The organism is Nitrosomonas sp. Is37, assembly GCF_033063275.1.
In the GTDB taxonomy this organism is placed as follows: Bacteria; Pseudomonadota; Gammaproteobacteria; order Burkholderiales; family Nitrosomonadaceae; genus Nitrosomonas.
Genome location: NZ_JAWJYP010000028.1, coordinates 13,632 through 28,327, shown reverse-complemented (window position 1 = coordinate 28,327; position 14,696 = coordinate 13,632). Strand labels below are relative to the sequence as shown.

At 47.6% G+C, this 14,696-nt stretch carries 12 protein-coding genes; 5 read left to right on the top strand and 7 right to left on the bottom strand.

Annotated features, from left to right (window positions below):
* Window positions 1–235: 235 nt before the first annotated feature.
* Genes R2Q26_RS12195 through R2Q26_RS12175 form a run of 5 tightly spaced genes read right to left on the bottom strand, consistent with a single transcriptional unit; the run spans window position 236 to window position 7,403 of the window.
* Complete coding sequence (locus tag R2Q26_RS12195; RefSeq protein WP_317536531.1) at window positions 236–1,867, bottom strand: restriction endonuclease subunit S; 1,632 nt, start codon at window positions 1,865–1,867, stop codon at window positions 236–238.
* Entirely contained in the window at window positions 1,864–3,348 is a 1,485-nt protein-coding gene (locus tag R2Q26_RS12190) for a class I SAM-dependent DNA methyltransferase (RefSeq protein ID WP_317536530.1), read from the bottom strand. The genes R2Q26_RS12195 and R2Q26_RS12190 overlap by 4 nt, the downstream gene beginning before the upstream one ends.
* Entirely contained in the window at window positions 3,266–4,279 is a 1,014-nt protein-coding gene (locus tag R2Q26_RS12185; protein ID WP_317536529.1) for an N-6 DNA methylase, read from the bottom strand. The genes R2Q26_RS12190 and R2Q26_RS12185 overlap by 83 nt, the downstream gene beginning before the upstream one ends.
* 17 nt (window positions 4,280–4,296) lie before the next feature.
* Window positions 4,297–7,026, bottom strand: coding sequence for a DEAD/DEAH box helicase family protein (locus tag R2Q26_RS12180; protein WP_317536528.1), 2,730 nt, complete (start codon window positions 7,024–7,026; stop codon window positions 4,297–4,299).
* Window positions 7,023–7,403 carry a hypothetical protein gene (locus R2Q26_RS12175; protein WP_317536527.1) on the bottom strand — a complete coding sequence of 127 codons (381 nt, stop codon included), beginning with the start codon at window positions 7,401–7,403 and terminating at the stop codon, window positions 7,023–7,025. Before R2Q26_RS12175 ends, R2Q26_RS12180 begins: the two co-directional genes overlap by 4 nt.
* Window positions 7,404–7,665: 262 nt before the next feature.
* Between R2Q26_RS12175 and R2Q26_RS12170 the strand changes: the two genes are divergently transcribed.
* Complete coding sequence (locus R2Q26_RS12170) at window positions 7,666–9,795, top strand: DUF262 domain-containing protein (protein WP_317536526.1); 2,130 nt, start codon at window positions 7,666–7,668, stop codon at window positions 9,793–9,795.
* Between the two features lie 252 nt (window positions 9,796–10,047).
* On the opposite strand, the gene R2Q26_RS12165 is transcribed toward R2Q26_RS12170, so the two are convergent.
* Both R2Q26_RS12165 and R2Q26_RS12160 read right to left on the bottom strand, forming a co-directional pair.
* Entirely contained in the window at window positions 10,048–10,290 is a 243-nt protein-coding gene (locus tag R2Q26_RS12165; protein WP_317536525.1) for a hypothetical protein, read from the bottom strand.
* Between the two features lie 252 nt (window positions 10,291–10,542).
* Window positions 10,543–10,929 carry a carboxymuconolactone decarboxylase family protein gene (locus R2Q26_RS12160; RefSeq protein WP_317536524.1) on the bottom strand — a complete coding sequence of 129 codons (387 nt, stop codon included), beginning with the start codon at window positions 10,927–10,929 and terminating at the stop codon, window positions 10,543–10,545.
* A gap of 619 nt (window positions 10,930–11,548) precedes the next feature.
* Between R2Q26_RS12160 and R2Q26_RS12155 the strand changes: the two genes are divergently transcribed.
* From R2Q26_RS12155 to R2Q26_RS12140, 4 genes are all read left to right on the top strand, one after another.
* The gene (locus tag R2Q26_RS12155) at window positions 11,549–12,103 is read left to right on the top strand and encodes an acyloxyacyl hydrolase (protein ID WP_317536523.1); all 555 of its coding nucleotides are present in this window, start codon (window positions 11,549–11,551) and stop codon (window positions 12,101–12,103) included.
* Window positions 12,104–12,459: 356 nt separating this feature from the next.
* The gene (hflK, locus tag R2Q26_RS12150) at window positions 12,460–13,440 is read left to right on the top strand and encodes an FtsH protease activity modulator HflK (RefSeq protein WP_317536522.1); all 981 of its coding nucleotides are present in this window, start codon (window positions 12,460–12,462) and stop codon (window positions 13,438–13,440) included.
* Window positions 13,437–14,402 carry a protease modulator HflC gene (gene hflC, locus R2Q26_RS12145; protein ID WP_317536521.1) on the top strand — a complete coding sequence of 322 codons (966 nt, stop codon included), beginning with the start codon at window positions 13,437–13,439 and terminating at the stop codon, window positions 14,400–14,402. Before hflK ends, hflC begins: the two co-directional genes overlap by 4 nt.
* Before the next feature lie 71 nt (window positions 14,403–14,473).
* Window positions 14,474–14,671 (top strand): hypothetical protein, encoded by a 198-nt coding sequence (locus R2Q26_RS12140; protein ID WP_317536520.1) that lies wholly within the window; start codon window positions 14,474–14,476, stop codon window positions 14,669–14,671.
* Window positions 14,672–14,696: the final 25 nt, after the last annotated feature.

Below are 14,696 nucleotides of genomic sequence, written 5' to 3'. Positions count from 1 at the left end.
CCGCTGCCATTGGCGCCGACGACAAAACGGATCGCGCACTCCCGCTCTGGAAGTGATGGCTTGCGGAAAACTAGTGTTTAATTGCATTAATTCATTATAAGTTTTCTGAGGTTTATATCTATAAAAAACAACTGGTTAACTAAGATAATAAAATAACTTATTTTTGCAATTAAACACTAGTTCCACGTCCTCCAATGGTGGATAGTTGCGAACATGCAGGTAAAGCAGGCGCATCTCAGTTAGGGGTACCCAAGCGTTCGAAGTCGTCGAATTTGGTTAATTCATCTTCGCGCAACATGCGGTAGGCTGTGACGTACTCGCCATGTTGATTGGGAATGCTCACACGTGCGATCAGGCCCAGCCCAGATAGTTGGTTAAGTGCGCGCAGCGTTTGGTCATGCGCATCTTCTAGATGCTCAATGGGCCACTGTACCAGAAAGCGGTCGAGATCTTCGGCGGGGATGAGAGTGCCTTTCCACTCTTCTAGCGCTTGGTAAACCTGCGCCTGAAACGTGCTGAGCTGGTCCATAAGCCAGTGACGGGCGGGGCGGCCGGGGGCAGCGCGTTCCGGCGGAGCAATCTCGGTGAATTTAACGCGCGTGATCCTTTTCGGCAACTGATCAGCGTGCTCGCGGAGCCATTTCTGCAACTCTGCGCGGTGCGCTTCACGCCAGTTCTGCGTTAACTCGCCAGCGAATGCCCTGATACGTAATTGAGATTCTAATAAACCAAAGTCGTCGAAAAACTCCTCAAGCTTTATGGCTGTTTGCCTTAGTTCTCTGATACAGACGCTGAACTCTTTCTGTTTGTCGATCGGCGGTACAGGTATCCGCAACGTGCGAAGTACTTTGAGGTTTATGTTTTTCTGCGCTGCCTGTGGTGCCTGCGCTTCAATAACACCTTGCCAAAGGTTAATCGCAAACATCATATACTCAGAAGTCACTTCGTCACCTGCTAGGAACCCAACAACACTGTCTGGAAAACATGCGTCGAACTCCAAAATTCCAGTTCTTGCGATATTTGCCGCGATTGTAATGCAGAGAGTTCCGATCGACCAAAGCTGACTTTGCGCGAGCCCTGCTTCTGAATAAGTCTGAGAGTAGTTAGATATCCATCCATTAGAGTTCGCTACATCACCAGTTTGAATAAACGGATACTTTCCTCCATACAGAAAGCCAGCGTCTCTCGGGCGATGTTTCGATACGCCTCGATCAAGATCTCCTAGTTTAACGAGAGGGCGAGTCTTAAACGCAAAAGGGTTTGTTATGGGATCGCCAAACATCTCCAAAAACAGCGCGGCGGGGAGTTTTTTTGCTTGGTCGAGAATTTCCCGCTGTTGGCGGCGCAGGGCGTCGGCTTGCTTGAGAATTTCGACGATGCGTTGTTGTTCTGGAAGCGATGGGAGCGGCACTTTATAAGTTGAAAGCTCGCGTTGATCGACTGCCGCTTGGCTGACCCAACGCTTTGCTCGCATTCGCGAAAATCCAATCTTCCAGAGAAAATGGAGATAGCGCGCCAAGAACTCTGCGGACATTAGTTGCGTGTTCACACGAATGCGTGTCATGTGATTGGAAAAAAGCAGTGGCTCGTCGATATCGAAAAGAGCCGTTTTCCCTACCCACTCCTCGCTGTTGGTATTATTGAAAATGATGTCGCCTTTCTGCAGGAGATATTTCTCCGCCTCTTTTTCCGAAGGGTAGACGTACTTCAGGTCGGTGAGACTCAGTTCACCGTTCGGGGTCACATTGTGCGTACGTATTTGGCCCGTGCCTGAATCGCCTTCGCCGGGCGCTTGCGCGAACCCCGGTTGCATGTCAATAATAAGATCGCCTAAACGGGCTACTAGCCAATCATGGGGAAGCTTCATTCTGTCCCCTCCACCAGCGCCAGCAACCGGTCCAGCCCCTGCATGATCTCGCCTTCCTTCTGCTTCAGTTCGCGGATCATCTCGGCCACGCTCTTGTCGCTAACCATGGCTTCGAAGCTGAACGGTTTGTACTGGCTGGCAGAGAGGTTCCAGCCGCGGGCCTCGATGCAGTCCGGATCGAGCAGGGCCTCATTGAGATTGCCTTGCTCGTCGTAGAGCTGGTTGGCAGCCAGATATTGGGGGCGCGGATTGCCGGCTTCGTCATGGCTGCCCTTGGGTGTGTCGTCGGCACTTTGCCAATCCGGATCTTCAGTATAGGTGCGCACGGGGGCGACCCAGTGCTTGGCATTCTTGAGCACGCCTTCGCGCCGCAGGCTTTCTAGCTCTCGCAGCATGACGTCGTAGCCGTCGAGGTGTGCGTATTCCCTGGCGATTGCGGCGAGTTGGTGCTTGACTTGGTCTTCGTCGGAATCCTCGGCAGCGATCGCTTCACCTGCCAACAGACAGGGGCGGAACGATGCGTCGGCGACATCGGCAGCGGACTTGTAGGCCCTGTGATAGAACGGATAGGCGACTTTCTCTTCCGGGTCGAACAGCACTTTGTGCTTCTCGCACAGGCTACGGAAGTCCGAGGCGGCCTTTTTCAAGAGCTTGTCGGTGAGCGCCGAGCGCTGCTCGCCATCTTTTGGTAACTTGGCCTTGGCCAGCTCGTCGGCAATGGATTTATTGAATATGACCTGTGCGAGCGCCACGAGCTGGGACTGCTGCGTGGCCTCGATTTGGGCGAGGGCCTGTTCCGGGTTGGCGGGTAGATTGGCGAACAGCTCATTGATGGCGGCCACCTGGTCCTTCCAGCGCACCACCTCGGCTTCATCGGAGAAGACCTTGAGCGTGTGTGCGTCTACCATGCGCCAGCGCTCGGTGTTGTAGCCCGGCTGAAAGTAATCGCGCTCGGCCTGATCAGGTTCGTTGCTCAGGCGATATTTGGCCAGCATGTCCCACAAATCATTGTCCTGACCACGGCGTTCGTTGCGCTTGGCATCTAACGTGAAGGTTTCCTGCTCTACCTCATAGAACCAGACCTGCTGGGTGCGTGGCGCATCCACGGGTTTCCACTGGTTGCGGTCGTCCTTGCGGGTTTCCTTCTGGAACACGAGGATTGAAGTTTTTACACCGGTGTAGGGCTGGAACACGCCGGCCGGCAATGAAATGACGGCCTCAACCTTATGTTCGGTGAGCAGCTCGCGGCGCAAACGCACATGACCCTCAGTGTTGCCGAACAGTACGCCCTCAGGAACGATAACGGCACAACGCCCACCTACGCGCAATAGATCCAGCATGCGCCAGACGAACAGTAGTTCGCTCTTGTTGGTGATCACCTGACTGGCCTTTTTACCTTTATGCCCCGCTTTGGGAAAGATCGCCCCGTCCAGGTCGGCAGCATCCACCGTACCGGTGAAAGGTGGATTGGCCAGTACCACGTCGTAACTCTCTGAGGCCAAAAGACTTATGAGGGGGATCATCGTCGCGACGCTTGCCAAGACTGTCGCGCTGGTGGATTTGGGGATTCTCGATGCCATGCAGGATCATGTTCATCCAACCGATACGTACCATAGTGCGATCGTTGTCGAAGCCCACATAGTAGTCGCCTTTGTGCACCGCGCTGAATTCCTCTGGAGTGAACTGATCGCCGTAGTTACGGTGAGGCGTCCCATCCCACTCAATGCGCAGCAGTTCGGGATCAGTGTGTTGAGCAAGGATATGACTGAGACTGGAGAACAAGAAACCACCGGTGCCCGCGGCTGGGTCGATGATGTGCTCGCCGGGCTGCGGATCAAGCATTTCTACCATGCAGCGAATGATGTGACGCGGTGTGCGGAATTGGCCATTCTTGCCGGCAGTGGCGATTTCCGAGAGCAGATACTCGAAGGTGTCCCCCATGATATCAGTAGCAGCGCTTTGAGCATCTACGCGAGCAAATAGCTTATTGATGAGATCAATGGCCAGTTGGAGGATGGCTGCTTTGTTGGGATCAAGCTGGAAATAAGCGTCGCTCATGCGACCACCTATGGCCTCGATGTCGTTGGTTGAGGCCTGACTGGCGGTAAAGTGCTTTTCCAGATCGCGCAGCCAAGGGAAGACTGTGTCAATTAGGTGTTTTGGTGTTTTATCTTGCTCAATATAGCTCCAGCGGCATTGGTCTGCCTCGATTTCACGCTCTCCAATCTTGATTGTGCCGGTATAGATGGAAGGGTGTCCATTCTTGGCTCTTACGTTGTCGATGCCTTCGAGGCGTTTGAGGAATAAGAGGTAGGTAATCTGCTCAACAGCCACCAAGGGGTTGGTGATGCCTGCGGTCCAGAACAGATTCCAGAGTTTGTCGACATTCTTTTTTATGTGTGGAGCTAGCATAGGTCTTGATCTATGAATTAAGCGACTTCATCAACCAGCTTATTAGCGAAGTCGATGATTGTGTCAATGTCTTTGGGTGGAAATAAACTTTCTACCGAACCGAGTCTAGAGAGTGGAGGCTGTTTCAGCTGATCGTGGGTGAGCTTGTGGTGCCGCAGTACAGCAGCGCGCACAGCACGCAAGAAATTGATCTGACTGGCACTCATGTAACCATGCTCCGCAATAAAGTGATCAAAGGCAACTTTGATCTTTTCCTCTTGGCTGGGTAATTTGGTGATTCCCAGGATGTGACTCAAAAAATCAGAAAGTGTCGCGCCAGGTTGTTGATAGACTTTGCGCAAAATATCCTCGGTAACAAACAAATCTGCCTGGTTAAGTGTCTGAGCGATTTCTTCGATGTCGTTGTCGGTGAGTGGTCCTCCATATTTCAGCTTAATTAGGGCAGGCAAGCTGTCCACCAACGTGCGTACCCAAGCTTCGACCTGCTCCCGGTAACTTTCGGCAAAGGCACCCTCGCCAGAAGGACCGTAGATTATCCAATGGCGGCTAGTGATTTGGTCTGGCAAATTCAGCTCGACTAGCCGATCGCGTTCACGTTGGCGAAATCGCATGAGAGGTGCAAAGGTCTCTTGCAGCATGTCAAGACGGTCGAAATCGAGATGTACCCAGAAACCATCACTCAGCACCCAAGCACGTTGTTCCATTACTGCTTTAACTTCATCGATATTGTCCGCCAGGTTTGCAACCGCCTCGCGCACCTTGGTGGCCTGACTGTTCACCTCACTTTCGTTACTTGACAATAAAGCGACGGCAATGCGCTCGCAGATAATGCGGAACTGGAGTTCGGGTAGTGATGCAGTCCAGGTATAGCGTAACAGAGGTGCGATGGCCTGGGTAAGGTGTCGCTCTGTTTCAGCAGTGTGTAATGGCCAGCATTTGGTCAGATTGGTAATTTCTTCTCGGTGAAGGCGTATATTGATGTTATCCAGCGGAAGTTGGCTCAGCATTGCCTGTAATGTCTTGGTGACCCGCTCATCATTCGGGTCACGGGAGCGCAGGAGGGCTTGTTTCTCAAGGCGTAAACGGAATAGGCGTACTGGTAGGGGTTCTGTGGGGTGATCTGCCTCGCCTTCTGGGTTGAGTTGAAAGTATTCAAAGTTATTCCAGCAGTCGACAATGAGAAAGTTTGTTTTTTGCTCGCCAGTTTTAGGGTCCTTGTAAAGGCGCGTACCGCGACCGATCATCTGCCAGAACTTCACTCTGCTAAATACTGGCTTGGCGAACATCAAGGTCTGGATGGCAGGCACGTCAATGCCGGTATCCAGCATGTCCACTGAAATAGCCACCCGTGGCATGTTTTTGAACTTGAAGTCGTCAAGAGTTTCTTCAGCGCGCTCCATGTGACTATCAATAATTTCAGCCAGACCACGGCGTTGATAATCCGGAAACAGTTTATTGAAGCTTTGATACAGACGCTTGGCGTGGTCATGGCTGGTGGCGAAGATGATGCTTTTAACCGGCAAGCCAAGCACATCCTTCCGACATTTGTCCATGAATTCGCGGACCAAGGCGTCGTTGGTGCCGATGTTGGTGACTGTCTTCTCGATATCCGTGCCTTCGAAATCTAATTCTTCCAGATCAATGCCTTGTTCGATCAGTTTTTGCTGAAGATTGGCAGGTAGAATTTCGCCATGAATACCACTGACTTGGAAACTGGTTTGCGCATGAAGTACCCGATAAGGGACGAGGTAGTCCTCGGCGATGGCTTGTTCATAAGAATAATTGAATGTCGGTATGCCATCTTCGCAACCAAAGAGATCAAAGGTATTGTGATCGATGAAATCCGTTGGGGTTGCTGTTAATCCGAGCTGAAGTGCGTCGAAATGATCAAAAATTGCTTTGTAGCGATTGTAGATAGATCGATGACTTTCGTCAGCAATAATCAAGTCATAATAGCCAGGGGAAATTGAATCAAAGCTACGAACCATGCTTGGGTAGGTAGCGATTTGAATGCGGGCCCCGGTAGGAATGTCACCACCCTCAATGCGAGCTAAGCTTTCGTGGGGTAAATGTTCCTTGATGGCTCTCATGGCCTGTCGAACGAGCTCCCTGCGGTCGGCTAAAAAGAGTATGCGTTGCACACGACGAGAGCGCAATAGTGCATCCATCAGGGCAATGACCGTGCGGGTCTTGCCTGTGCCTGTTGACATAACCAGTAGAAATTTACGCCGAGCTTTATCGATTGCTTCAGTGACACGTCTGATAGCTTCGATCTGATAGAGGCGGCCGGCAATTTCTGGTTTGAGTTCGATTTGTGCTAATGGGGTGGTGTAGCGTTTTTGGTGTAACAGTCGTTCCAAGTCTTCGCGAGTGAAGAAGCCACTGATGTGACGGGGAGGGTAACGATCCCTATCCCAGAGCATAATCTCCTGGCCGTTGGTGAGAAAGATAAAGGGATCAATGCCAAATTTACCCAGAATCTGATCTGCATAATCAGCGGCTTGTCTCTTGCCGACCAACGCATCACGGCTAGTGCGTTTGGCTTCAACAAGCGCCAAAGGCTTACCATCTTTACCAAGAAGCACGTAATCAACGAAACCGTGCTTTTCAATATAGTCAGACTTCCGGTCTTGCTTAGTACCTAGCTCAAACTCTTCGATCACTGTACGCTCGTCATTGCCCCAGCCTGCTTGTGCGAGCTGACTGTCGATATAACGCTGGCGAGTCTGGGCTTCGTTTAAAGTCATGACAAATGATGAATCCTACTGATTCCCACATAATCAGCGTCATTATTTAGGTTAACCGCTTCGTGGCCGATCTGCTTTGAGCTGTTGCAAAAATTGTTATTGAGCTTAGTTAGGTCGGTGAAATTTCGTGGAGTATACCAATCATCAACTGGTTGACCAAGATTACCAATACTTCGAACCTCATCAAATTGTATTTCTTCAGAAGAAATATAGAGACTTGTACGGGCAGCTAACAATTTGGTAAGAGATTCTGCTAAGTAGCGTAGCTTGAGAAGGTATGTATTGGGATCATCCGCGAAATACTTTTCAGCAAGCATACCAAGACGAAGCAATTGCTCATCGTGCTGGCTCAATACTGAAAAGTTTGATATGACCATTTATTCTTATTTTTGATTTTCAATTTATTCCCTCGTCTTGTATTCTAATGGCATTAATACAAAACATTAAACATTCTGATTGATACTGATTAGTAAAGAGTAGGGGCCATCATTCAAGCAATTGATCACTTTTGCTTTACACCATTTTTCAGTCCAGTTCTTGATCTAATCAGAAGTATAAACAGCAGAATATATTTCATTCAACAAAAGTTGAATTTAAATCGATAACAGCTGCGCAAAAACTCAGCAAAAGAAGATATTGATGAATATAGAACTCAATCGTAATTCCAATTATCACGTTCTGACACTTCCTGAAATAGCAGCCTGGCAAGAAGGCAAATCATCAAGTGGAGGAATTTGTGCTGGAATTCCAGCTTTGCAGCGGGGTTTGGTCTGGGAACCCCAGCAAATAGAAATGCTCTGGGATTCCATCTTTCGGGGATTCCCTATTGGATCTATTGTATTGGCCAAGAAGATTAACAATCAAGTTACTCAGTATGGCGCATCACATGTAGAGCCGTCAGTTTTGACACATCATATTTTGGATGGCCAGCAGCGATGCTATGCAATTTCACTTGGCTTCAACAATCCCTGGTCAAATAACCTCAAGAATGAAGTAGTTCTATGGCTTGACCTTGCTCCTGGCGCTCGTTTAAAGAATAGTTCAAGGAAATACCTCTTCCGTGTCACCACGATGGCCCACCCCTGGGGGTATCGTCATGACAATCAATCGAGCCGGTTGTCCGCTGATAAAATCTGGTTATTCATGGAGAAAATTAAGGAAAAGACAAAAGATCAAAAACGTCCGTTGCCAGAAGGCTCTGCACCCTTCGACGCGGGTTTGCCTGTGCCACTGGCATTGTTGTTTGAGCATTTTAAGAACGGTTCTTTAGATCTGGATGCATTATTGGTTTCCCTAGAGAAAGCAATGGCTCACGGATCGAAGTGGAATGAGCTAATTGACTTCTTTACAATCAAAATTGATGAAATAAGATCATCTTCTTCGCTACAGAGTGTGATTGAAAAAGGTTTGCAAAATGCGACTAACACTAAGCTTGTTGCGCTACAGGTTCCCGAAGACGATAATTTGATCGATACTTTCGAACAAATATTCCAAAGGCTTAATCGGCAAGGCACACCTCTTGATAATGAAGAGTTAGCCTATTCAATGATTAAAGCTTATTGGCCGGAAATAGGATCAATCCTCAGTTCCAACAACATTCCAAAACACACGACTGAGGCTCGGCTGATCAGCATGGCCACACGTGTCGCACTTACTGATAAGAATGCAACAAAGCTTCATGGTGAATTTAGCCCTGATAGGATAAGAAATATATTTCGTTCCGATGCGTCAGATGCGGACAAGAAGCTACGCTCGCATATTGAAGACTACTTTCAACAGAAACAAAAAGGTGATTCCAGTAGTGAAATTGCACGAGCGCTGAAATGGATCGATAATCACTTTTTGTATAGTGAGCGGAGAACATATGGTATCCCTGCGTATCTTCGAAGTAGCATAGCCTGGACTTCACGGGATGTTTTCGTTTGGTTGATGTTTCAGGCCAAACAACATGAATACCAACCTATTGCTGATGAAAACCTAATTCGGCGGCTGTTGGGATTGGCGCTTACGATTCATTGGTTTGGGATAAACAAAGCCAGAGCTGTTGATCATCTGATTATGCAAGGTGATATCAAATTTGATTTCCAAACCGATTGGAAGGGTGAGAATATGAGCTCATTGGTCCTTACTCCTCTAAATGTTGATATTCTCTCTGACGAAGCATTACTTCTTAATGAGCAAACGAGTGAAATCTGCCTTGAAGCTTGGAGTAACTTTTGGGTGGGCGTGGTTAGGTATGACTCGCATGGTATCCAGCGACCCCCTGGGGAGGAAGAGGCGAGAGCGATAAAATTTGGTCAGTTTGTTGAACGCTTGAAATCAGAGAGGGAGTTGCTTGTTTATGTTCAGCGAAGTTATTTTGAGAATAATTTTGCAAGCTTTGATCCTTCGAACAAATTAATGTGGAAGGGTCATAACCGTCCGTGGGATTACGATCATATTCTTCCTTCAAATAGTCTAGATGGCACGGGTAGGGCTGCAGAGATAGGTAGCTTTCATAAGGTTTGCAAGGCATGGCAAAATTCGATCGGCAACCTGGTTGCAGTTGATTTCACTTTTAATCGTTCATACGGAGCAGAAGAAGCTAGTAAGAAATATTATCTAGATGCCGCCAGCCTTCTTCATGCAAAATTGGCTGACATTCAAGCATATGACTTAAAGCTTGAGAACACGAAAGACTTTGACCTATCAAAAAAGTTTGTCTTGGCAGCGAGAAATCGCCTGATAGAACTATATAGGGATTGGTATAACAACTTGATTGAATGGTGAGATTTCATTTTGTAAATTTGTAAACATCTCGAGTTACATATTTGAGTACCAATTCAGCGATGGTGAGCTGAACTTTATTGCGAATGATGATAAACACTACCGGAAAACACCGGAATATAGCTCACGTAGTTATGCTATTTGGTTTCAAAGCCAGGGCATAATGATGGGTCGCAAGAAAGTAACTGTACCGGACATTTCAGCGCAACTCCCATGCTCATAAAAAGATTATTCTTACCCTGTTTGCCACACATGTTACTTATCAGATTTAGGTTTATTCATAAGCGCAATGAGCGTTGCGGTTGGAATGAATCCATCAATTTGTTCTGTAACATCAAGTGCTTCTAGTCCATATAGCAATCCACTTGGACCAAACATGGCTGCGCAAAGGGCACAGCCGACAAGTTCTCCCCCAAAAGGAATGACGAAAAGCGTGCGTCCAAATGTGAAATCGATTAAATCAAAAAGTATGCATACGGCGAGTTTGAGTCCCCACATAGAACATCCCTGTTAGTTAGTCATCTTTGAAAATGACATTTTCAGAATATGAATTAAATTTTCCTGAAAGAAGCATATCATTTTCTGATGAGAATACTGGACAGCCAACCTTACTTTTACAGAATGACATCGATGGCGATCCGCTGGCATCTGTAGCTTCAAGCCTTCGAAGCTGGCACAGTTATCGTGGCCTACTACTCGTTCATCGTGCTGATTTAAAGCTGAAAAGTTTGGTATAACCATTTAATTCGACTACTTATTTTTTTTATCAAGCTCTGCAAAAACTTCTTTTGCTACCAGTATTGCATTCACCGCGGCTGGAAATCCTGCATACACAGCCATTTGGATGATAACCTCCACAATTTCTTGTCGAGTGCAGCCAACGTTTAATCCTCCTTGGATATGTGCCTTCAATTCGGTAGGAGCATTTCCGAGGGTGGTGAGTGAGGCAATCGTTGCTATTTGCCGTTCCTTGGGTGACAAAACTCCGCGCGAATAAATGTCACCATATGGAAATTCGATAATGAAGCGGGCAAAGTCAGGAGCGATATCTTTGAGTGTATCCATGACGCCTTCACCGATATGTCCATGAATTCTTGCAAGGGCTTCTTGACCGCGTGTGTAGCGATTTGATTCCATCAGGCTTACCTATGAGAGTTATTTGACCGCATCAATTTTATGCTTTTTTCGGGATGAATTCTCTCTGGATACCTGAGTTTTTAAGGTTGGGGGCTGAGAAATTCTAAGCTCGAGTTCTTAAACAGAATTCCTGAGGATGATTGATCATCGACCAAGATAGTCATTATAAAGAGAAGCTTTGTTCCAGGATAGGGTGAAGCATTTTTGTTTTGTCGTTGGAAGTTGGTTTTATAAAGAATAGATAATTGCAGGTGAGAGTATTAATGCAGATCTAGGTTTTCTAGCTAAAACTTATTATCCACAATTTTCGTGGATAAGGCTGTGGGTAACCGCGTTATGTTGAGGAAGGGTAATGATTATTTCGGGCGCTTCAAAATGAGGCTAGCGGCTTGTACAGTATCTACTGCTATTTCTGTCATCATTTTTGTACACTTAACCTGAAAATCTAGCGAAGCTGCTCTAACGGTTTCTTTAATAGATCAGAAATACAGATTGATCTAGAGTGGGTTAAGGAGTCAATGAGGTCTATAAAAAATTTCTCATCAAAAATGGATAGACCAAGCCTTTTGTCTATTGTTAAATATGCCAATACAGGGATTTGGGGAATATTGATTTGATCATGCGGACTCAAATTATTGAGGGATTGGTTTTCAGCCTGGCTTGTGCTATTTCATCCGTAGGATATGCGGATGGACGGAAGCCACTTACTTGGCTGCATGAGGTCAAGTTCGGCATACTTCACCATGACACCGGCGGTTTATGGAGTGGTTTCAGTCGCGAGAGTGGCGTTGATTTCAATCTTGAAGCCATCTTTTCACCTCATGTCAATATTCTCGGTGGAAGCATTCGTCCCGCCTTTGGCGGATCGGCGAATACTGCGGGGGATACCTCCAAGTTATATACAGATATTCGCTGGCAATACGAGCACATAAGTGGTATTTTTTTCGGCATTGGTATAGGCGGAGCAGTGCACAACGGTAAACTTCATCTTGAGCAGAATGATCGCAAGGCCTTGGGATCACGGGTACTGTTTCACATTCCGATTGAAATAGGTTATCGCATCGGTGCCAAAAGCTCGTTGTCGGTCTACTTTGATCACGTTTCCAATGCCTTTCTCGCTGATAACAATGAGGGTATGGACACTTTGGGTGGGCGTTTCGGTTACCGATTTTAGCTTCCCCATTCAATAGCAGGACGTTCAACCTAGATTCCTCAGTTGGGCAGGATGGAGTGTGTGATTTTGCGAGTGCAGGGCAAGGCGCAACGATGCGGAATGGTCGTTCCATTCCAAAGAGTTGCAACGCAGCCATGCGCTTGCAAAATTGCGCAATCCGTCCTGCAGCGGAAACACCCAGAGGGTGAAAATGAAATATGTAGGAGAAATTATTATATTCATAATGTTAACATCAGAACGAGCGATCAGCTGAGGAATCTAGGTTCAATCCTTTTTTGACCAAAAGGAGTAGATGCAACTAGACTCTTCAATGCTGTTCAAATCCATTACTCTTCTTTCTTAACCGGAGGTTGTAAATGGACGATCTCAAGTCGATTTTAGGGCGCACTTTAAGCGCTCTGCCAATTCGCCCGCTGCTGGGGATGCTCGGGATCATGCTACTTATCGTGGCGATGATTTCTTCGTTTTATACCATTCCGGCCGAATCAGAAGGTATTGTGCTTCGCTTTGGCAAATATATCGAAAAAGTTCCGTCTGGCTTACACGTCAAATTGCCGTTTGGTATCGATACCGTTATCCCGGTACCAACGCAACGGCAGCAAAAGCTGGAATTTGGCTTTGCAACACCTGGTTTTACTAACCCCGATCAGGCTGGTGATGAGCCCGAGCTGGAAAAATCGATGGTGACCGGCGACCTGAATTCAGCTCTGGTGGAATGGATCGTGCAGTATCGCATTACCGATCCCGAAAAATACCTCTTCGATGTGCGCAATCCGGGCATGACCTTACGGGATATATCCGAGGCAGTCATGCGGGAGGTAGTAGGCGACCGGACTGTCGATGAAATCATCACTATCGGGCGGCAAGAGATTGAGGAAACCGCATTAGCGCGTACCCGCCAGTTGGCGGAGCGCTATCAGTTGGGTATTACCATTAACCAGGTGCAGTTGAAAAATGTCAATCCACCAGAACCGGTGCAGCCTTCTTTTAATGAAGTGAATCGTGCACAACAGGATCGGGAGAATGCCATTAACCTGGCAAACGGCGAATACAACAAAGCAGTACCGCGTGTACGCGGTGAAGCTGATCAGAAAATACGTGCAGCCGATGGCTATCGATTTAAACGCATTAATGAAGCCAAGGGTGATGTGGCTGCCTTCAATCTGTTGTTAGAACAATATCTCAAAGCACCGGAGGTAACGCGTACCCGTATTTATCTTGAGACCTTGAGTGAGGTATTACCGCAGGCCAGGCAGCAAATTATCGTAGATGATACGGTGCAACAGATCTTGCCAATGCTGCCTTTTCCATCCAAACCGGTGGAGATGCCTCAATGAATCTGTCGATAAAAAGCATAGCATCAATCCTGGCTGTAGTAGTTCTGGTAGCCCAGTCTGCATATACGGTCGATCAAACCGAGCAGGTCATCATTACCCAGTTTGGCAAACCGGTAGGTGATCCAATTACGACTCCCGGATTGCATTTCAAACTACCTTTTATCCAGCGGGTGAACAGTTTTGACAAACGCTATCTAGCCTGGGATGGACCGATGGTGGAGATGTCGACTAAGGATAAAACCTATGTGCAGGTGGATACTTTTGCCCGCTGGCGGATTACCGAACCGATGCGTTACTACCTGCGATTGAGAGACGAACGGAGCGCCCAGTCACGCCTGGAGGATATCCTGGGTAGCGAAACCCGCACAGCAATCGCACGGCACGAGCTCATCGAAGTGGTGCGCTCCGATAAAGATCGGCAACCGCTGCAGGATGAAAGTCTTGGATCTTTAACGAGTGCAGGTACACTTGGTCTTTTACGGCCGATCAAAGTGGGTCGTGCCGCTATTGAGAAAGAAGTGTTCGATGCAGCCGCACCCAAATTAGCAGAGTTTGGCATTGAATTGCTCGATGTTCGTTTCAAGCGCATTAATTACAATCAGCAGGTACTGGAACGCATCTATCAACGGATGATCAGCGAGCGTTTGCAAATTGCGCAGCGTTTCCGTTCGGAAGGCGAAGGCGAAGCAGCGCGCATCAATGGTAACAAGGAACGTGATATTCACGAAATCGAATCGACCGCTTACAAGCGTGTTCAGGAGATTCGCGGCGAGGCCGATGCCAAAGCCACGGAAATCTATGCCAGGGCTTACGCGCAGAAACCTGAGGCAGCCGAATTCTATAAATTTATCAAGAGTATGGAAACCTATCGAAAGATTATTAATGCAGATGCCACCCTTGTGCTTTCAACTGACAGCGACCTGTTTGCGCTGCTTAAACAAATTGAGCAGAGGAAGTATTAAATTCAACTCTCACTCGATCGAAGGATAATCCTAAAAACCGCAGTTGACCGCTTGATTGGAGAGTTAAGCCCATGACATATAGAGGTATTTTAGAAATTTTCTTATTCACCAGAATGGTGAGGCCGCTACGGGGTGTATCACATGTCGCTTCAGGCGCGAATGCGGCGTTGCTCTTCGTTGCAGGGGACGGCCCTGCAGCCTCATCACGCCCTGCCTCGCACCTGGATCACCACACGCTCCACCCCGTCCAACTACGGTTTTTAGGATAAAATTGTTCATGGTGTTGGTATCATG